Origin of the sequence: Maribacter sp. HS, from assembly GCF_048059195.1 — a bacterium.
In the GTDB taxonomy this organism is placed as follows: domain Bacteria; phylum Bacteroidota; class Bacteroidia; order Flavobacteriales; family Flavobacteriaceae; genus Maribacter; species Maribacter dokdonensis.
Map to the genome: position 1 here is coordinate 136,284 of NZ_JAYLVV010000009.1, position 21,007 is coordinate 157,290.

The following is a 21,007-nucleotide window of genomic DNA, read 5'->3' on the forward strand; positions in this document are numbered from 1 at the left end:
AACTTTATTTTTCTTTAAGGGCTTTGTTTTGGGCCTCAATACGTTCTTGTTGCTTTTTGCTTAATCCGTATTCATAATAATCGCTTGGTTTGTAATGCCAAATATTTGAATGTGTTTTCATTTCTTGATCATCCACATCTAGGCTAAGGTCACAATCAAATCGCATTAAAATAGAATGTTGTTTGCCTTTTGCACCTGCGGTTATGGCATGCGATATTCCCCAAGTGATACCCTTGCCATAATCTGTATTGGTAAATGCATCAGGTACATACGGTCCGCCGGCAATTGGCATTAATGAATTGGTAATAGCGGCTATGGAGAAATTTACACCGTCAGGAGCATATTGTACGGTAAAATGTTCGTTACCGTCTTTGATGACTAAAGCGGCAATACCTTCTTTAAAAGGAAATAAAGTGGTTTCGTGACCTGAATTCAAAACCGGATTCAATGGGTTTTTTGTAAAAGGACCAAGTGGATTATCGGCTGTGGCTAACCCCTGCATACGTACTAATCTAGGGTCTCCATCAAAATCAGACTTATAATACAGATATATTTTATCGTTGTAAACAAGTGGGTATGGATCGTGAATGGAAAATTGGTCCCATTCTCCTTTACCACCATTGGGTATTACGATTTTGTTGTGGGCTGTCCAAGGTCCGTTAGGTGAATCGGCATATGACACGGCAACAGGGCAATCATCACCTCTTTTGCCACTGGCTTCCATAAAACCTTGATAATACAAATAGTACTTTCCTTTATAAACTAAAATATCTGTAGTTGAAACAGATCGCCATCCTACGTTAGGTTTTTCCGGTCTTTCTATGGCTACACCTTGTTCTTTCCAAGTTATGCCATCTTCGCTTGTGGCATACCAAATTTCGGCAAGGTCCCAATCGCTAGAAGGTATGGTGTCATTACTTTTGGCCGCACCTTGTGGAGGTGTACTGGTATGTCTATAAGTATACCAAACATAATATTTACCGTTATGAAATATAACTTTTGATGGATCTCTTCTTGATATTGTGCCATCGCCATTGCTATAATCCAACCCTTTTAATTCGGTGTATTTAAATTGGGAATATAGCTCGTTATCTTCTGGGCGTGGAGCTAAATATTGATCATAGTTACGTTGCATTGCCAAGCTTAGCGGTTGGTCAGGTTTCTCCTTAGGTAGATGAAACGGAAAAGCTTTTTGGGCATTCAAAGAACAACCTAAAAAGCCAGAACAAAGTAGTAAAGTAACGCGCTTAAAAGCCATAATTAAATAGTGTGTTTGATTATGTTTTCAAGATAATGCAAATACAACCCGTTTAAATGAAGCATAGAAGGCATTAGTGCAACAAGTGTTCAAAACACTACCACAAATGATTATTGAATGTTTAAAACAACATTGTTAGGGAGTTATAGCTTGGTTTTTTCGATATTTCCCTGGGGTAGTGCCGGTAATTTTTTTAAAGGTTCTGGAGAAGTAAGAGAAGTTTTCCATGCCTATTTTATGGGCTATTTCTTCTAAGGAATGGTTGGTGGTCCATAACAGTAATTGAGCACGTTCAATTCTTTTGGTCTGGATGTATTTTAAGGGTCTCATATTAAACTGTTGTAAAAACAACCTTGAAAAATGATCTGTACTCATATGGTACTTTTTTGCCAAATCCTGTACTTCTAGGCTTTGGTTTAAATGTTCGGCAATATAAACAAGGACATCATTTAATCTACCACTGGAAACATTGGCATTGGTTGCAGGTTCATTTTCAATAAAACGAGAAAGTAAAATGGTCAGTATACCTTGGGTCTCTAAATAACGTTGGGTGTTCATTTGGGCATTGTCCTTGTTAAATTGCAAAAGTTTTTGCGGTTTATGTGAGTAAGCTTTTGGGTCACTGTTTACAATTTTTCTTTTTGGGTACATCTGTGTTAGGCGTTCAAAGAATAAATGATCCCCTTCTTTTAGGGGAACTTCATATCTAAAAGACCGTAAATTGTATATAGAAAGTCCCGGTCTTATTTCTTCAAAGAAACTGATGTAAAACTGCTCATGATAATTTTCGCATTTGTACGTGTTGTATACATAGCTGGGTATAAGGTACATATGACCTTCTTTTAAAGTGTAGGTTCTGTTGTTGTGATAAATGGTTGCAGACCCCTTGGTAACATAGCATAATCGTGTAAACGGACTTATTACATTATCAAAGTTCCATGCCGTGTCAAGTTTGGCATAGCCGGTATGCAGTAAGCTTATTTTAAGGGATTGTAGTAGTTGAAGCATAAATAAAACATTTGTTGCACTTAAAAGAATATATGTACAGGTGTCATCAGAACAAGTGAATTAACTTTAGTCACAACTAATTCAACGTACTGATGAAAAAAGATAATAAACACTCTAAGGTGGTAAAAAAGTCGGAATTGAACAAAAATACTTTTCAAGTTTCAAGAAGAAGTTTTATTACAAAAACAGCTTTGGCCGCTGGGGCGGTTACAATTGTACCAAGACATGTGTTGGGAAAAGGATTTACTGCTCCCAGTGATAAAATTAACCTTGGTTTTATAGGATTGGGAAAACAATCTAGGGGGCTGGCAAAGAACTTTATAAAGCACAATGCCGAAATTATAGCTTGTTCAGATGTTTGGACTTCCAAAAACGATTGGTTTAAAAATCACGTAGCTCAAAATCAGTTGGAGATAAACAATTCTACCAGAAAAAATACCCTGACCTCTTATATCGACTATGTTGAATTACTTGAAAATTCAGCAATTGATTCCGTAGTCATTGCCTCGCCAGACCATTGGCATGCTAAACATGTAATGGATAGTTTAAAGGCGGATAAGGATGTCTATTGTGAAAAACCGCTCTCTCATAATATAAAGGAAGGAAGGGAAATGGTGAAAGCCGTAGAACAATCTGGTCGGGTGTTGCAAGTGGGCAGCATGCAGCGTTCCTGGGATAATTTTAGAAAAGCCTGTGAATTGGTTAGAAATGGTCATTTAGGTGAAATTAAGCGAGTTGAGGTAAATGTAGGAGACCCCGCAAAGGCTTATGATTTAATGGAGGAAGCTATGCCAAATGAAATAGATTGGAACCATTGGTGCGGTCCTGCACCTCTGTTGAAATACAATCATAGGTTGGCACCATCTAGTAATGGTGTTGATTTTTGGCCAGACTGGCGTTTGTTCCAAGAAACAGGTGGAGGTATACTTTCGGATTGGGGCGCGCATATGTTCGATATTGTTCAGTGGGCTTTGGGGATGGATGAATCTGGACCTGTAGAATTTGTACCGCCTACGGATCCTACTGCGGTAAGAGGTTTAAAAATGTATTATGCAAATGGCGTTGAGGTGGAGCACAAAGATTTTGGCAGGGGTTGGGGTGTTCGCTTCTTTGGTAGTGAAGGTCAAATGGATATTAGTAGAGGGTATTTTGAAACCACGCCAGCAAATTTGGTAGATACGGATTATGCTGCAATGAACATACAGTTAATTCATTCTGATAATCATTACGCCAATTGGTTAACTGCTATCAAAAATGGAGGAACACCAATTTGCAATGTAGAAACGGGACATAGAAGTGCCAGTATTTGTCACTTATCCAACATTGCTTATAAATTAAATAGACCGTTAGTGTGGAATCCTGAAAAAGAAAAATTTCACAAAGATTCCGAAGCGAATAAATTAAGGTCAAGAAAAGAACGAAAATTCTAAGATGAATTCTTACATGTCGGAAATGTACAATTATTAGCCTTTTTTGGGCATGGTGCAAAAGTAACTGTTCTTATAGATTTGACTTAACGGAAAACAACATATGTAAATGCGAATGTTAAAACGATTTTTTCTCATACCAATAGTGGGGTTGGTAGTCTCTTGTGGCGGACCAGAGTTGCCAGAGGAAGTAGCGCTTGAATATGAGGCACTACCGAAAACATTAGATTTTAATCAGCATGTAAAACCTATTCTTTCAGATAAATGTTACCTATGTCACGGACCGGATGCCGGTAATATAAAAGGTGGATTACAATTGCATTCCGCTGAGGCAGCATATTCGGAATTGTCTGAGAATCCCGGAAATTTTGCCATTGTACCCGGTAAGTTGGAAAAGAGTGAAATGTTTCATAGAATTATCACTACTGATCCCAATCTGATCATGCCTTCTCCAGATTCCCACTTATCCCTTACCAACAAGGAAAAAGCGATGTTGGTAAAATGGATAGAAGATGGTGCCGAGTATAAAGATCATTGGGCATTTATAAAACCGGAAAAGCATAAGGTGCCTAAAATTATAAATGAAGATTTGGTAGCCAATCCTATAGATAATTTTGTTTTGGCCCAACTAGAGCCTTTAGATTTAAAATTATCGGAAAAGGCGGATAAGGAAACCTTGCTAAGACGTGCATCTATAGATTTAACGGGTTTACAGCCAACTTTAGAGCAAATAGAAGAATTTGTAAATGATGAGTCGCCCAACGCCTTTGAAAAACAGGTAGACCGTATGTTGGCTTCAGAAAAATATGGAGAGCAACGCACGTTAGATTGGATGGATCTGGCACGATATGCAGATACACATGGGTATAGTGTAGATAGGTATAGGGATACGTCGCCTTGGCGAGATTGGGTAATCAAGTCATTCAATGAAAATATGCCATATGATCAGTTTATACTATGGCAGTTAGCAGGCGATATGTTGCCAAACGCAACACGTGAACAGAAACTGGCAACCACCTTTAATCGTTTACATCCGCAAAACATGGAGGGTGGTATCATTGATGAAGAATTTAGGGTTGAGTATGTTGCCGATCGCTCACATGTTGCCAGTCAGGGTTTTTTGGGTTTGACCATGGAATGTGCCAAATGTCATGACCATAAATACGATCCTATCTCTCAAAAGAACTATTTTGAAATGTTCAGCTTCTTTAACAATGTTGATGAAACAGGCCTCATTTCTTGGGATAATGCTACGCCCGTTCCTGCTATGATGATTCCTACGGAAGATCAAGAAAAGGTGCTGGCATATTTAGAGACTTTGGTTAATGAAAAAGAAGAAAAAGTGGTTAAAACTGTTCAGACCGAAGCAGAAAAAGCAGAAGAATGGCTAAAACAGGAAAAATATAAGAACATTTCAAATACGGAAAAACCTGGTGATTTAGTAGTCGCAATGGATTTTGATCAAGGAAAATTATTGAATACAATTGGTGGTAATGGTAAGAACAACATTCGTATGCGCCAAGAATTTGTAGATAATGAAAAACCGGTTTTCAAAGAAGGTAGTAGGGGCAAGGGGTTGCTAATGGATGGTGATACTTGGTTGGATTTAGATAAAATAGGTATTTACCAAAGAGCGGAGTCCTTTTCTATTGGAATAGAAGTGTTTGTGCCCAAAGACCTAGAAACCGGTGTTATTTTCCACAAAATGAATAGTCCAGAACTGCATAGTTTTAGAGGATATCACCTGAAGATAAAGGATAATAAGTTAGAAGCTTTATTGGCACATGTTTGGCCGGATAATGCATTGGTTGTAGAATCTGTAGAAGAAATTCCGAAGGTAAAATGGGTACAATTGACCCTTACTTATAATGGAACGAGTAAAGCAGATGGAGTTTCCATTTATATGGACGGAAAAAAACTGCAAACCAAAACCTTGTATGATAACCTATACAAAGACATCATCTTTCATGGATTGCAATTATATGAAAACAGCCCTATCATTGAACCGGGCTTGCGTATAGGTGCAGTGTGGCGAGGAAAAGGCATAGGTGGTGCCGTTGTAGATAACCTTATGGTTTTTGAAAAAGAATTGACACCTGTAGAAGTTTTGCAGATTTCCAATAAAGAGCAATTATCGACTTTAAAAGAGAAGTCTTATGCCAATTTAACGGCAGATGAAAAATCTAAATTAAAGGAATATTACATCTCGGTAAATTCTAGGTCATATAAGAAAGCTATAGAAGCTTTAGAAAAGGACCGTTTGGTACTTGCCGATAGTATGGATAATGTAAAACAGATAATGGTAATGAAAGAGAGCAAACAAAAAAGGCAGGCGTACCTTTTGGCTCGTGGGCAGTATGACCAACCTACCGATTCTGTTTTTCCAAATACACCAGAAGCGATATTTCCATTTTCTGATAAGTTCGAAAAAAATAGAATTGGTTTGGCCAAATGGATTACCGATAAAGATAATCCATTGACGGCCAGGGTTACGGTAAACCGGTATTGGCAGCATCTTTTTGGAACCGGAATTGTAAAAACTGCCGAAGATTTTGGAAATCAGGGTGAATTGCCATCGCATCCTAAATTATTGGATTGGCTGGCCATTGAGTTCATGGAATCTGGATGGGACGTAAAGGCCTTGCATAAACTTATGGTAATGTCCAACACGTACCAACAAAACAGTATTGCCTCTAGCGAGTTACTGGAGCTAGATGGTGAAAACAGATTGTTGGCCAGAGGACCTTCCAAAAGATTATCGGGAGAAATGCTCAGGGACAATGCACTTTACGCTTCTGGTTTATTGAACGAAAAAATTGGCGGTGAGAGCGTGTACCCATATCAACCACCCGGATTATGGCGTGTCACCGGAGATGAATATGCACAGGGACAAGGAGAAGAACTTTATAGAAGAAGTATATACACCATTTGGAAACGGGCGGTACCACACCCTACGATTTCAACTTTTGATGTCCCATCTCGTGATCTATGCACCACAAGAAGACAAGAAACCAATACCCCATTACAAGCGTTGGTGTTGCTGAACGACCCTACGTTTGTTGAGGCGGCCAGAGTACTCGGTAAAAAGATGATGGAATATGACAGCATTACACAGGGCATAGCCAAAACGTATAAAAAACTTACAGGAAGAACCATTAAGAAAGAAGAGTTGACCATATTAACGGAATTACAGCATACAGAATTTGAAAAGTTTAAGAACAACAAGGCAAAAGCACAAGGTTGGATAAGCATTGGTGAATATGCTATAGCGCCTACGGATGATATAGCTCTGGTAGCGGCCAATGCCGTTGTGGCATCAACGATTATGAATTCTGATGCATTTATTACTAAACGATAAAAAAGAATATTATGTGCGACCATCATGATACATTACGTTCAAATAATAGGGATTTTCAAGAGATTGAAAAACAATTGGACCGTAGGCATTTTTTAAAGAAAACTTCTTTAGGTATCGGTGCTATGGCATTGGGCAGTTTGCTCAGTGCAGATAAGGCATGGGGGGCAATTGGCAATCAAGGAGAAGCATTAAACAATTTCACGCAGAACAAGCTTGGTCTGCCCCATCATTTGCCCAAAGCAAAACGAATTATATACTTGTTTCAAAGTGGTGGTCCATCGCAATTAGATTTGTTCGATTATAAACCTGGGCTTGTAGATATGTTCGGTAAAGATTTGCCAGAATCCGTTATCGGCGGTCAACGACTTACAGGTATGAGTGGTAGCCAATCTACCTTACCCGTGGCACCGTCTATATTCAATTTTAAACAATATGGCGAATCACGTGCTTGGGTTAGTGAACTAATGCCACATACTGCTGAAATAGTCGACGATCTATGTTTTGTGAAATCTATGCAAACAGACCAAATAAATCATACCCCGGCCGTAACTTTTATGCAAACGGGTCATCAATTGCCAGGTAGGCCTTCAATAGGTTCGTGGTTGAGTTATGGTTTGGGATCTGATAATGAAAATTTACCGACCTTCATTACATTAATAAGTAAAAATGGTACAGGACAACCTTTAAAAGCCGGTTTGTGGGGCAATGGTTTCTTGCCCACAGAGCATCAAGGGGTGCAATTTCGTTCTGGTAAAGACCCGGTATTATACTTGAATAATCCTGATAATTATGACGGCAACGATCGCAAAAAAATGTTGGATTATCTAGGGAAATTAAACGCGATTCAACATGATGCTTATGGCGATAAAGAAATACAATCTCGTATGGCTCAATACGAAATGGCTTTTCGTATGCAAACTTCTATTCCCGAAGTTACCGATACAAAAGATGAGCCAGAGCATATTTTTGAAATGTACGGTAAGGACAGTAAAGATCCGGGCACATATGCGGCCAACTGCCTAATGGCGCGTAAGCTATTGGAGAAAGGGGTGAAATTTGTGCAATTGTACCACCAAGGTTGGGATCAACATATTGGTTGTCCAGGTGGGGTTAAGTTCAAGGCAAAACAAACCGATCAGGCCACAGCGGCTTTGATCAAAGATTTAAAGCAACGGGGCATGTTAGAAGATACCTTGGTGGTTTGGGGCGGCGAATTTGGTAGAACGGTGTACTCCCAAGGGCAATTGACCAAAGAGAATTACGGTAGAGACCACCATCCAAAAGCATTTACCATGTGGATGGCGGGAGCAGGCGTAAAACCGGGAATAACTTACGGGCAGACCGATGATTTTAGTTACAACGTAACCGAAAATCCGGTACATGTGCACGATTTTCACGCTACCTTATTGCACTTGTTCGGTGTTGATCATGAACGCTTGACCTTTAAACATCAAGGTAGACGATTTAGATTAACGGATGTACATGGCCATGTGGTCAAAGATATTTTAACCTAACAAACCAATTATGTCCACAAGACGAAATTTTATTAAAACTACTGGGTTGGCTAGCACAGCCATGGCAACTACATCTATGGCATTTGGCGCTACGGTTATTAGTTCTAAAAAGAATTCAGATCGTTTATTAAATGAAACGGAAACCATTTTGGGCCATGGTGATTACAAGTATAAACTCACTAAAAATTGGGCACAGATTAGCGCTACCAGAATTCCTTTGTTGAACTGCCATGAAATGGTGATGGATAGCAAAGGAAGGTTAATTATGGTAGGAGACCATCCTCAGAACAACATCTTGATTTTTGACAAATCAGGTAAATTACTGGATTATTGGGGCACCGCCTACCAAGGAGGTCATGGGTTGACCTTACATGACGAAGGAGGGGAAGATATGCTTTACATTACCGATTCTGGTTGGGCTTTAGGCAAAGGCAACCAAATGGTAAAACACAATGGTCGTGTAGCTAAAACTACCGTAGATGGTAGAGTGTTGTTTGATATTGGTCACCCTATGACTATTGGCGTGTATAAACCTTACGAGTCTTTTTGCCCAACGGAAACCGCCATAGGACCTAACGGTGATATTTATGTAGCCGATGGTTATGGGGAAAGTAGAATTATTCAATACGATAGTAATGGAAGATATATTCGCCATTGGGGCGGAATGGACAATCCGGATCCCAATTACAAACTGGTAAGTGCCCACGGGGTAGCTATAGACTATAGGGACAAAGACAACCCTATGGTAGTAGTAACTTCAAGGTCACAAGAGTGTTTTAAATATTACACCTTAGATGGTGTATATGTGAAAACTATAGAAATGCCCAATATGCAGGTATGCAGGGCGGTTTTTGATGACGATAATTTGTATGCGGGTGTTTGTTGGTCGCAACCCAAAGTAGGCAAGACCAACTGGAAAGACCATACCGGATTTGTGACCATAATGGAAGGAGATAAGGTAGTATCCAATCCTGGTGGTACTGAACCGGAATATAAAAAAGGGGTGTTGCAAAAAAGCTATCAATTGGAAGAAAGACCCATTTTACACGGTCATGATGTCTGTGTTGATGAAGATAAGAATTTATACATCTGTCAATGGAACGCCAATCATTCCGCTCCCTATAAATTAGAGCGAGTTTAATATCGATAATGAGTATGCAAGAAGTTTCAGATTTTGTTTTGTTTTTAGGAAGGTTTCATCCATTAGTGGTGCATTTACCTATCGGGTTTTTAATGTTTGCCTTGGTATTGGAACTTGCGGATAATTATACCAAAATGAAGCACCTAAACGCCGCTGTACCATTGGCACTTTTATTTGGGGCTATTTCTGGTGCCGTAGCCTGTATTTTGGGGTATATGTTATCCCAAAGTGGCGGTTATGATGAAGATATGCTGAACGGACATTTTTGGTTCGGTATCGGTACTACGGTAATTGCATTTTTTGCCTGGGCGGTAAAGTCGGGTAAGCTTAAAATTGCATTTTTACAAAAGGCAAAACCGAATCTGGCCTTATTAACAGTAATGGTTATATTATTAAGTTTAACAGGGCACTATGGCGGAAATTTAACCCATGGGGAAGATTATTTGGTGAAATATGCGCCATTCAGAGAAAAAGAGGAGCCTTTGCCCCAATTGGCAAAGTTTGAAGATGCAACTGTTTATCCTTATTTGGTCAAACCTATATTTGAAGCCAAATGCGTAAGCTGTCATAATGAATCCAAGAAAAAAGGAGGTCTTGCAATGCATTCTTTTGAAGCTTTAATGGTAGGTGGTGATGACGGATCAATTTTTACCCCTGGCGATGCTGAAGGGTCAGAATTGATACGAAGAATAAACCTGCCAGTAAACCATGAGGATGTTATGCCGCCAGAAGGTAAAACGCCATTAACGGATCAGGAAAGTGCCTTACTTAAATTTTGGATAGAACATGGGCAAGCCAATGAGTTGACCACGTTAGGTGAAACCGAGGTGCCAGAAGATGTTTTAGCTTATGCAGCATCTACCTTAGGATTTGCAGCTGCAGGCATGGCACATGGCTCAACTGATGTTTTACCAACAGCAAACCCTTTGAATATGGAAGTTGTACATTCCATTACCGAACAAGGTTTTAAGGTGAAAGAGCTTATAGATGGTTCCGGTTTGGTAGAGGTCACTCTAGAGGACGGACAGATCAATGCGGAGAATATCAACAAGTGGGAAGAAAATTTTAAATTGTTAGCTCCTCTGAAAGACCAAATACTGTGGGCAGATTTTGGCGGGAATGAACTTTCTGATGCCATTCTTGTTCAGATTACAAGTTTTACCAATCTTAGAAAATTAGTGTTAGACAATACGACAATTACAGATACATCCTTACAACCGCTTACAACTTTAAAAAACCTTGAATCGTTAAATATATATAAGACTAATGTGACCAACAATTTGTTACCTATGCTAGGTGAAATGGCGAACCTAAAAAAGGTTTACATCTGGCAAACACAGGTAAGTGCAGATGAAATTGAGCAATTTTCCAAGAATTCTAATTTAGAGGTTGTTTCTGGCGTATAATTTTAAGGTGCTTTGGTTGCATGCTGCTTTCTGTAAAGGTTAGGGGTGGTGTTATATTGAGTTTTGAATTTCTTAAAGAAGAAAGGCAGGGTTTCAAAACCACATTTATAGGCAATATCTGCAACGGTCATGTCAGTGTCAATCAGCATTTTGGCGGCTAAATTTATTCTATATTCATTAAGGTAAACAAAGAATGAACGCCCCATCATTTTTTTGAAAAATCGGGAAAATGCTTGTTGAGATAGGTTGACCATATTTGAAACTTGGTGTAAACTAATAGGGTCGTGATAGTTTGTAGCAACAAAATCGTGAATGATGGCCATTCTATTATTATGTTCCCAAGGAAGTTCTTTGGTAAATTTTGCATTGGATAGCAAAAAGAATTCTGCCTTGGAGAGTTTAAGTAAAATGGATAATAAGACCAAATATTGTTCTGCACTTTTTAGTTGAGGAAGAGACTTAAGGTCTGATAATATAGTTGCGGTCGTTGCTGCTTGGAATAGAATACCTCTACTTGCTTGTTGCATCATATTATGTAATTCTGCTAATTCGGGTATTGAGGTAAATATCTCTTTGTTCCATTGAATTACGATAGAAATACTTTCTTCATCCGCATTATTCTCGTTTTTCCAACAATGTGGTAGGTTGGAATTTAAAAGTACTAATTCTCCCGGTTCATAGCCACTTACGTAATCCCCAATAAATTTAGTGCCCTTGCTTTTTTCAATAAAGGTTAATTCGCACTGAGGGTGCACATGCCAGGGAGCATCAAAATGGCTATCCACAAATCGGTAAGCCAAAATGTTACTGTTCTCTGAAAATGGTATGGCCTCTAATTGTGGTTTCATATTTAAATTTATGTACTATTCAATCAGTATGTTTTAATTATTTTAAGATAATACGACAATATAGATTAATTAATTGCAAATATAGATTATAAATGAAATTTAAATAATGATGATTTTTGTAGTAAGACCAGTTTAAATGTATAGAGTCAATACTTTTTGGTCTTTGTGATCTACAAATAATCAAAACTAGAGATGTAAATGAGCGCAAGCATTTTTTCTGATGCCTTTAAAGACACTAGAGCGTCTAAAGGAACCTGCCCTTTTAATGATCAAGATGATCCTGTAACTATGTTACTTCGTTTTAAGGATGTGAGGAAAACGGCGCATAATGCAAAAGATTTTAGTTCAGCGGCAAAGCCCGGTAGAATAGTGGTTCCGTCAGAGGTAAATATTAGGGATACTAGACAAATTCCCTTTGAAGTAGATCCGCCTGAGCATACAGAATATCGCGCCTTGTTAGAAGATTGGTTCAAACGCCCATTAGATACCGATTATGAATTTAAACTAACAAGGATTGTTGAGGCAGAGATTGATCGTGTATTGCAAAAAGGAGCTATAGAAGTCATCTCAGAATTGTCTTTACCCATACAATCAAAAGCATTGACCTTGTTGTTGAATATTTCTTTAAGTGAAGCTGAAACTTGGATTTCTTGGGGAACGCATGTGTTTAGAAGTGAAGATTCTGATTTAGATGCGGATAAGGCTTCTATTTTATACGATTATATAGATGCCGAAATAGACAAAGCTATAGCAGCTCCAGATGATAGTTTGTATTCCGTTTTACTGAACTCGGAATATCAAGGTCGTAAAATGTCCAAAGAGGAGGTAAAAGGGGTGCTTATTTTAACTTTTGCAGGAGGTAGGGATACCGTTATTAATTATTTGACCAATACCATATGTTATTTAGCCGAACACCCAGAAGCAATTGAGAAATTAAACGATAACCCTGCGTTAGTAAATACGGCAATAGAGGAATTTGTGCGCTACTTTTCACCATTGACCCACATGGGTAGGGTGGTAAAAGAGGAGCAGGAAATTAGCGGGCATATTGCAAAAGAAGATACCCGGGTATCCTTATGTTGGGCATCTGCCAATAGAGATGAAAGTGTATTTGAAAATCCAAACGAGATTGTTTTAGATCGCAAAATGAATCCGCATGTAGCTTTCGGTTTTGGTGCCCATAAATGTTTAGGGGCAACACATGCAAGACAATTAATGAAGGTGTTTTTACGAATATTGACTGAAAAGGTAAGTACTATTGAAATTATTGATGCTGTAGAAAATATTGAAGATTGGGGAGATCATAAACGAAAAGTGGGTTTTGATAAATTAACTATAAGATTAAACGCAAAATAACATGGCAAAAATAACTTACATCACTAAAGCAGGAGAAGAAATACAACTAGAAGCCAATAGTGGTAGTTTAATGGAGTTGGCGGTTAAGCAAAAGGTAGCTGGTATAGATGGGGCCTGCGGTGGAGTCTGTTCTTGTGCCACCTGCCATGTGCATGTTGCACCAGAATTCTATCAAAAATTAGATGCACCAACAGAGATAGAATCAGATATGTTGGAGTTTAATGATCATGTAACGGTGTATAGTAGACTATGTTGTCAAATTCCTATTTCCGCAGCCGTTGATGGTATTACAGTAAGCGTGGCAAATTAAATCAATTGTGGATACTACAAATTTAAATTGCGTAATTATTGGGGCAAGCCATGCGGGTGCTAATTGCGCTATGGAACTTAGAAAGCAAGGTTGGCAAGGCAATATTTATTTAATAGATGCCGATGCACATTTGCCCTACCATAGACCGCCTTTATCAAAAGAATATCTATCAAAAGAAGAGGAAGGGGCAACGAAATTTAAACCGCTGTTTGCACTAGAGCGATACCAAGAAGAAGAAATCACTTTACAGTTAGGTCTTAAGGTAACCAAGGTAATTAAAAAACTGAAGTCCGTTATTTTGAGCAATGGTGAAATTATAAGATATGATAAGCTTGTAATCGCTACAGGGGCTTCTGCGATCGTACCACCCATTGAAGGTATAGAGGCCTGTAGAAAAGTAAGTGTGTTGCGCAGTTCGAAAGATGCCATACAGATACAGCAAGATTTTAAAACAAGTACCAATAAAGAAGTGGTAATCATTGGAGGTGGTTATATTGGGTTGGAAACAGCTGCATCATTAAGGAAATTGGGCGGAAAGATTACCGTTCTAGAACGTGAAGAACGTATTTTGGCACGTGTAGCCCCCATAGCATTAGCCGATTATTTTCAAGAATTACATACGGCAAACGGGGTGAAAATTCACACAGGTACCTCTGCTATTAAAATAAAAGAAACAGATACTGCTATAGAAATACAATGTAATAACGGTAATGTTTTTACTGCCGATGTTTTGATTGTTGGTACTGGTGTAAAGCCAAATACATTTGTGGCGGAAGAAATTGGGGCAGAAATTAATAATGGTATTAAGGTAGATGAGAATTTGCAATCTACAGTGGAAGATGTATATGCCATTGGTGATGTAGCACAATTTTATCATCCTACCTATAAGGAATGGATGCGATTGGAAAGTGTGCAAAATGCCGTAGATCAAGCTAAAATTGTAGCTTGTAATATTGTAGGCAATACACAAAACTATAATGCTATACCGTGGTTTTGGTCAGATCAATATCATGTTAAATTGCAAATGGTTGGCTTATCAAAAGGATTTACATATATGGTAATACGTACCGAAGCAGATAAGAAAGATTGCTTTTCAATTTGGTATTTTAAAAATGATGCGCTTATTGCGGTAGATGCCGTAAATAATGGGAAAGCTTTTGTTCTTGGGGGTAAATTTATCCAGAACAAGATACATGTGGATCAATTGAAAATTGCAGATAATACAATTCCGTTTAAGCCGAATAATTTTATAAAAACCGAAACAAATGCCCATTAAAGTACAAGCAGCTGTTGCCACTGGTGATGGAAAGTTTATAATAGATACCATTACAATTGATGAGCCTAAGATCGATGAGGTTTTGGTAAAAATGAAGGCTGCCGGACTATGTCATACGGACTACGATTCCCTTACTTGGGGCAAACCCATAGTTATGGGGCATGAAGGCGCGGGTATAGTTGAAAAAGTGGGAAATGGTAATTTAGAATTTGAAGTGGGGGACCAAGTCATTTTAAATTGGGCAACACCGTGTATGCACTGTATTCAATGCCAAGAAGGCAATCAGCATATTTGTGATAATAACTCTCCTGTAGTAGCAGGTGATAACGGTCATACGCCTGGGCATGCAACGTTAGAAAGTACAAAATGGCGGGGCAGGGCAATAGAACGTTCCTTTAATTTAGGCTCTTTGAGCGAATATGTATTGGTGAAAGCGTCAGCTTTGGTGAAGGTAAAAGAGGCATTATTGAATTTCTCAGCTGCCGCCATAGTTAGTTGTGGGGTTATGACGGGTTACGGCTCTGTAGTAAACGCCGCAAAATTAAATGCAGGTAGCACAGCTGTAATTTTGGGTTGTGGAGGTGTTGGCTTAAGTGTAATCAACGCCTGTAAAATTTCAGGAGCCAATAGGATTATTGCGATAGACATTAACCCCACTAAATTGGAAATGGCCAAAACGTTTGGGGCAACGGATGTTATTTTAACTCAAAAAAAGGATGTGGGTTTATTGAATGCGGCATCCCAAGTAAAAAACCTTCTAGGAAATAAAATGGCGGACTATGCTTTTGAATGTACCGCCATACCTGCATTAGGTGCAGCTCCTTTGGCTATGGTGCGTAATGCGGGAACGGCTATTCAGGTTAGTGGAATTGAAGAAGAAATAACCATAGATATGCGCTTGTTCGAATGGGACAAAATTTATATAAATCCGCTTTATGGAAAATGTAGGCCACAAATAGATTTTCCAAAAATAATGGGTTTGTATAAAAAAGGAGATTTACTGTTAGATGAGATGATAACCAAAGAATATGAATTGTACCAACTTGACGAAGCTTTTAATGATATGTTAAGCGGGAAAAATGCAAAAGGTGTCATCGTTTTTAAATAAGCTATGCAAGGATCATTTAGAACCATAGAACTTTCAGATACTAAATTAGAATTTGACGGACTCCGATTTTTAACCGTCAAAACCCCAAATTTAAAGGGTAGGGGAGATATTTGCGTATTTGTACCTAAGACAAAAAAACCGCTAACCAATTTACCCATTTATATTTTGTTACATGGCGTATACGGTAGTGCTTGGGTTTGGGCGTTAAAAGGTGGTGCACATATTTCAGCACAAGAAATGATGAACAATGGAGAAATAGAACCGGCCATTATTGCAATGCCATCCGATGGATTGTGGGGAGATGGTTCTGCTTATTTTCCACATCATAACAAGGACTTTGCGAAATGGATTGTTGAAGATGTGCCTTTGGCCATCCAAGAAAATATTCCGGAAGCAGGTAAAAAAAGTAAACTTTGCATTGGCGGCTTATCTATGGGGGGTTATGGAGCATTACGGTTGGGAGCCATGTATCCTGATAAGTTTAGTGCAGTTTCAGCACACAGTGCCATTACCAAATTAGAGGAAATGGAACTTTTTGTAGAAGAACCTTTAAGTAATTATCTCGAAAATGCAAGTCAACCCAATGTGCTAGATGTGATTGCCGATAACAAAACTTCATTGCCACCGTTACGGTTTGATTGTGGCAAATCAGACCAATTAATCGCTGGTAATAGAGATTTACATGCACAATTAACCGAATTGCGAATACCGCATGAATATTTTGAATTTAGGGGCGGTCATCAATGGGAATACTGGCAAGAACATATACGTAAAACCTATTTGTTCTTCAATGCCTCAATCGCCCATAAATAAGTCCGGTAAAAACAGTGTTATTTGTGGAAATAGGGTAATCAAAATCAGTAATAAAAAGCTGATTCCCAAATACGGTAAATTTGCTTTACTTACCTTTTCTAAAGGCACCTTTCCAATACCAGATGCTACAAATAAACACACCCCCAATGGTGGTGTAGTTAAACCAATGATCAAGTTCAGTAATGCGATAATTGCAAAGTGAATAGGGTCAATATCTACACTTAACGCTACCTTTAATAAAATAGGAAACAGAATTAAAAGTGCCGCTATAGTTTCCATAAACGTACCAACTAATATTAAGAGCAAATTTATAAGTAATAGTACCACATATTTGTTGTCTGAAAAGCCAAGAATCATATTTGAAATCTCATGAGGAACTTTTTCAGAAACCAATATGTAACCAAATAGATTGGCGAAACCGATAAGCACCATTAAACTGGCTGAAGTTTTCATGGCATCTATTAAAATTGCCATGGTCTTTTTAAAGTTGAGTCGCTTATAAACGAAAGTGCCCACCAAAAAAGCGTAGAGTACCGCAATTATGGATGCTTCTGTAGGTGTAAATACCCCACCAATGATTCCAAAAAGGATAATGAACGTCATTAGCAAAGACCAGAATGTATCTATAAAACCTGTAAATATCTGTTTAAAGGAACTTCGCTTGTATTTTGGATATTTTCTTTTTTTGGCAATGTAGTAGGTGAGCGCTAACATCGCTACACCCAATAATAACCCGGGCAAGGCTCCGGCTAAAAATAATTTACCTACAGAAAGACCACTTAGGGTAGCCGCAATGATCATAGGAACGCTTGGCGGAATTATTGGTCCTACGGTAGAAGAAGAAGCGGTTACGGCACAGGCAAAATCGGCATCATAACCTTCTTTTTTCATAGCAGGTATCATAACGGAACCTATACTAGCAGTATCTGAAATAGCAGTACCAGAAATACCGGCAAATAACATTGAAGAACCAATATTTGCCAAGGCTAGACCACCGGGTACATGCCCAATAAGATGATTACAGAACTTAATGATTTTAGAGGTAAGTCCACCTTGGTTCATGAGGTTTCCTGCAATAATGAATCCTGGTATGCTTAACAATACAAAAACATCTATGCCAGAATACATTTTCATGGGCATGATAATAAGGTCGGTACCATTGAAAATAAGAAATGCCATGCACGAAATTCCTAATGAAAAAGCTATGGGAAACCGTAATAATAAACATATGACGAAGACGACAAGAAGTATAACGATCATGGTTTAGGCATTTTAGTGTTTTTTGGTTTTTCCTTTAAAAGATGAACAAGAATAGAAATACCCATAATTGCAATTCCTGAAAACGATATGGCCATTGGATATTTTAAGCTTGGAGATTTTTCTACGGTCCCCATCATTATGAATTCAAAAGCGTGGTAGGTAAAAACTAGAATGAAAAGAGAAGTGATGATCCAGATAAAATATTGAATAAGGTCTTGATTTTTTTGACTGAATTTTTCGACCAAGAATCCAAAATTAACGTAGTAAGCACCCCTAACTGCCAAACCTGCTGCAAAGGCAATAGCATAGATAAATGCAACTCTGGCGGCTTCTTCAGTCCAAGAAGGTGCCTTGGTCATAAAAAATCGACCGTAAATTTGAACAAGTGTAATGCCAACAAAAAGTAAGGTACTTATGATAGTACCCCATTTCATTGCTTTTCTGAAAAATTTAAATAAAGACATTAAGGTAAATCTTGTTTTACAGTGTTATATATTTCTTGCATTTCTGGAGATAGGGTATCGTAGATTGTTGTGCCACATTTTTCTATAAAAGCGGCGTTGTCCACATTGACGAAAACCATACCCTTTGCTTCAAGTTCTTCTCTGATTTTCTTTTCATTTTCAAGAAATAATTGCTGGTGGTAGGTAATCATTTCTTCCGATGCTTCTAAGAATATAGCTTTAAGGTCTTCTGGTAATTTCTGAAACGATTTTTCACCGATAACGGGGTATGACCAGCTAACTACATGGTTGGTAAGGTTCACGTACTTTTGAACCTCATAAAATCCGGAAACCTTAATAAGTGCCAAAGGATTTTCTAGCGCATCAATGGTTCCTTGTTGTAGAGAGGTAAAAACTTCAGAAAATGCCATAGGTGTAGTTTTTGCACCTAAAGCATCCCAAGCAGATACAAAAGAAGGTACATTGGGTACGCGCAAGATTAGACCTTGCAGGTCATCTGGGTGGTTAATTGGCTTGTTGGAAGTTAGTTGTCTTACACCAGCTTGAAAATAGCCCAAAGGTTTTAAGCTTGTTTTCTCTAACATTTCCTTGGATATACGTTTTCCCAAAGGTCCTTGCATCAAAATTTCAACATCATCAGGAGTTTTTAAAAGAAAAGGTAACTCGCAAAAGGTCATTATTTCTGTCCAATTACTAAGAAGGGAACTAGTGGTGGTCATATCTAATACACCGGCCTGTATCATACGTATTGCCTCAACTTCCTTGGCAAGTTGCTCAGAAGGAAAAGTTTCCAATACTAATCGTCCATTGGATTTTTCCTTTAATCGTTCACCAAAAAAAATAAAAGCTTTGTGCCAAGAGTGGTCTTCATTAACCAATAGGCTTGCTTTTAGTACATAGGGTTCTTGATCGTTATAATTACAGCTCGTTAAGCTGATTATCATGAACGACAGAAATAGGCGTACTATTCTTTTTAAGAACATTTTATGGTCGATTTAGTTGGAGCAATTCACCTTTAAAATACATTTTTTTGATGGTTTTTGCAGTGTGGATTTTTACATTCATTTTATTGGTCTAGATATTTTTCCTTCAGGATTGCGCTGTTTTTAAGGGGTAAGTCCTGTAATTAGGTCTGTGTACATCTAATTCAATAATATAGGTATCAGTAAATGTTCAGGACTATGTCAGTTTTTGTCTAGTTATTTAATTGAGGTTTTTATTCATATAACTGTACCTTGAAATCGGTTTTCAACCAAGCTTAAATCAACTCACTTATGAAATTTAAATTTTTAATACTGTCTTCATTATTTCTTTTTTTGCTAACGGCATCTAATTGTAATTCTAGTTCGGATGTTAATGAAACTCCTGATGTAGAAGTGGACAATACGGATCCAAAAGAAGGCGAGGAGAAAGAGGAAGAGACAGAAGAAGATTACAGTACAATGGCGGTTCCTGCGGATCCCGGTTCAGGATTGGAATGGAAATTTCAAGATTTTTCGGATGATTTTGAATATGAGGCACCAGCAGGAAATAAAGGCGATGCTTTTTTTAATAAATGGGATGACTTTTACCATAATAATTGGTCTGGACCGGGCTTGACCGAATGGAGTAGGGATATCCCATTTGTATCCGATGGTTTGTTGCAAATACTGGCGAAAAGAAAAGCAGGTACAGATAAAATAAGCACAGGTTGCATTACGAATAAAACGAGGGTTCAATATCCTGTTTATGTAGAGGCGAGAGCTAAAATCATGAACTCCGTTTTAGCCAACGGTATTTGGATGTTAAGTCCAGATGATACACAAGAAATAGATATAATGGAAGCTTATGGAGCGGCATATTCAGAAAGTGCCCAAGCGAGCCATTCATGGTATGAAGTTAGAATGCATATTAGTCACCATGTATTTATAAGGGACCCATTTCAAGATTATCAGCCTAAAGATGCAGGATCATGGTTTATGAAAGATAATATTAAATGGAGAGAGGATTACCATACTTATGGTGTATACTGGAGAGACCCATGGCATTTGGAGTACTATATAGACGGGGAGTTGATTAGGACCGTATCTGGTAAAGATCAAATTGATCCTTTGTTTTACACAAATGCAACGAACCCAGGCGATAACAGTGCTGATACACGTACAGGATTAAGTAAAGAAATGGATATTATTATAGATGTGGAAGATCAGGACTGGAGATCTAGTCCAGCATCTGGAAATCAATCGGATACATATACACCAACGGATAATGAGCTTTCAGATACTGAAGGCCATACGCTGAAGGTAGACTGGATAAGAATATACAAACCAGTGGAAAAATAGTTGTTAGTTTATTTAATTGAGTTAAGGGCATGGGGTTGTTACCATGCTCTTTTTTTGGTTTTTCTTTATTGTTGCAACTGAAGTCTAGTATATGATATTGTCCAATTAGGTAGTAAATGTATAGCTTATCATATTCCGT

The 21,007-nt window shown here is 38.2% G+C and carries 17 protein-coding genes; 11 read left to right on the plus strand and 6 right to left on the minus strand.

What is annotated here, in order from left to right; all coding sequences use genetic code 11:
• Positions 1-4 precede the first annotated feature (4 nt).
• Together VBZ51_RS16855 and VBZ51_RS16860 are read right to left on the minus strand one after the other, a co-directional pair.
• Positions 5-1,258 (minus strand): glycoside hydrolase family 117 protein, encoded by a 1,254-nt coding sequence (locus tag VBZ51_RS16855; protein WP_416577678.1) that lies wholly within the window; start codon positions 1,256-1,258, stop codon positions 5-7.
• Positions 1,259-1,393: 135 nt separating this feature from the next.
• Positions 1,394-2,266 (minus strand): helix-turn-helix domain-containing protein, encoded by an 873-nt coding sequence (locus VBZ51_RS16860; RefSeq protein ID WP_416577679.1) that lies wholly within the window; start codon positions 2,264-2,266, stop codon positions 1,394-1,396.
• A 92-nt stretch (positions 2,267-2,358) separates the two neighbouring features.
• On the opposite strand from VBZ51_RS16860, the gene VBZ51_RS16865 reads away from it, so the two are divergent.
• The 5 genes from VBZ51_RS16865 (at position 2,359) to VBZ51_RS16885 (ending at position 11,112) form a co-directional block, all read left to right on the plus strand.
• On the plus strand, positions 2,359-3,696 hold the full coding sequence (locus VBZ51_RS16865; RefSeq protein ID WP_416577680.1) for a Gfo/Idh/MocA family protein: 1,338 nt from the start codon (positions 2,359-2,361) through the stop codon (positions 3,694-3,696).
• Positions 3,697-3,802: 106 nt separating this feature from the next.
• Entirely contained in the window at positions 3,803-7,051 is a 3,249-nt protein-coding gene (locus VBZ51_RS16870; RefSeq protein ID WP_416577681.1) for a DUF1553 domain-containing protein, read from the plus strand.
• An 11-nt stretch (positions 7,052-7,062) separates the two neighbouring features.
• A complete protein-coding gene (locus VBZ51_RS16875; RefSeq protein WP_348429330.1) occupies positions 7,063-8,565 on the plus strand; it encodes a DUF1501 domain-containing protein in 1,503 nt (500 codons plus the stop codon).
• Positions 8,566-8,575: 10 nt separating this feature from the next.
• Positions 8,576-9,706 (plus strand): twin-arginine translocation signal domain-containing protein, encoded by a 1,131-nt coding sequence (locus VBZ51_RS16880; RefSeq protein WP_416577682.1) that lies wholly within the window; start codon positions 8,576-8,578, stop codon positions 9,704-9,706.
• A gap of 8 nt (positions 9,707-9,714) precedes the next feature.
• Complete coding sequence (locus VBZ51_RS16885) at positions 9,715-11,112, plus strand: c-type cytochrome domain-containing protein (RefSeq protein WP_416577683.1); 1,398 nt, start codon at positions 9,715-9,717, stop codon at positions 11,110-11,112.
• Positions 11,113-11,114: 2 nt separating this feature from the next.
• On the opposite strand, the gene VBZ51_RS16890 is transcribed toward VBZ51_RS16885, so the two are convergent.
• Positions 11,115-11,960, minus strand: coding sequence for an AraC family transcriptional regulator (locus VBZ51_RS16890; protein WP_416577684.1), 846 nt, complete (start codon positions 11,958-11,960; stop codon positions 11,115-11,117).
• A gap of 198 nt (positions 11,961-12,158) precedes the next feature.
• Here VBZ51_RS16890 and VBZ51_RS16895 point away from each other — a divergent pair, with 198 nt between their 5' ends.
• The 5 genes from VBZ51_RS16895 to VBZ51_RS16915 are packed head-to-tail and all read left to right on the plus strand — an operon-like array spanning position 12,159 to position 16,823.
• Positions 12,159-13,316, plus strand: coding sequence for a cytochrome P450 (locus VBZ51_RS16895; RefSeq protein ID WP_416577685.1), 1,158 nt, complete (start codon positions 12,159-12,161; stop codon positions 13,314-13,316).
• 1 nt (position 13,317) lies between these two features.
• A complete protein-coding gene (locus VBZ51_RS16900; protein ID WP_416577686.1) occupies positions 13,318-13,626 on the plus strand; it encodes a 2Fe-2S iron-sulfur cluster-binding protein in 309 nt (102 codons plus the stop codon).
• A gap of 7 nt (positions 13,627-13,633) precedes the next feature.
• Positions 13,634-14,902 (plus strand): NAD(P)/FAD-dependent oxidoreductase, encoded by a 1,269-nt coding sequence (locus tag VBZ51_RS16905; protein ID WP_416577687.1) that lies wholly within the window; start codon positions 13,634-13,636, stop codon positions 14,900-14,902.
• The gene (locus tag VBZ51_RS16910; RefSeq protein WP_416577688.1) at positions 14,892-16,010 is read left to right on the plus strand and encodes a Zn-dependent alcohol dehydrogenase; all 1,119 of its coding nucleotides are present in this window, start codon (positions 14,892-14,894) and stop codon (positions 16,008-16,010) included. Before VBZ51_RS16905 ends, VBZ51_RS16910 begins: the two co-directional genes overlap by 11 nt.
• A 3-nt stretch (positions 16,011-16,013) precedes the next feature.
• On the plus strand, positions 16,014-16,823 hold the full coding sequence (locus VBZ51_RS16915; protein WP_416577689.1) for an alpha/beta hydrolase: 810 nt from the start codon (positions 16,014-16,016) through the stop codon (positions 16,821-16,823).
• Here VBZ51_RS16915 and VBZ51_RS16920 read toward each other — a convergent pair.
• Genes VBZ51_RS16920 through VBZ51_RS16930 form a run of 3 tightly spaced genes read right to left on the minus strand, consistent with a single transcriptional unit; the run spans position 16,806 to position 19,530 of the window.
• The gene (locus VBZ51_RS16920) at positions 16,806-18,083 is read right to left on the minus strand and encodes a TRAP transporter large permease (protein WP_416577690.1); all 1,278 of its coding nucleotides are present in this window, start codon (positions 18,081-18,083) and stop codon (positions 16,806-16,808) included. The genes VBZ51_RS16915 and VBZ51_RS16920 overlap by 18 nt on opposite strands.
• Complete coding sequence (locus tag VBZ51_RS16925; protein WP_215997874.1) at positions 18,080-18,547, minus strand: TRAP transporter small permease; 468 nt, start codon at positions 18,545-18,547, stop codon at positions 18,080-18,082. The genes VBZ51_RS16920 and VBZ51_RS16925 overlap by 4 nt, the downstream gene beginning before the upstream one ends.
• Positions 18,547-19,530, minus strand: a complete 984-nt coding sequence (locus VBZ51_RS16930) for a TRAP transporter substrate-binding protein (protein ID WP_416577691.1) — start codon at positions 19,528-19,530, stop codon at positions 18,547-18,549. The genes VBZ51_RS16925 and VBZ51_RS16930 overlap by 1 nt, the downstream gene beginning before the upstream one ends.
• Positions 19,531-19,821: 291 nt before the next feature.
• Between VBZ51_RS16930 and VBZ51_RS16935 the strand changes: the two genes are divergently transcribed.
• The gene (locus VBZ51_RS16935; protein WP_416577692.1) at positions 19,822-20,868 is read left to right on the plus strand and encodes a family 16 glycosylhydrolase; all 1,047 of its coding nucleotides are present in this window, start codon (positions 19,822-19,824) and stop codon (positions 20,866-20,868) included.
• The last annotated feature ends 139 nt before the right edge of the window (positions 20,869-21,007 follow it).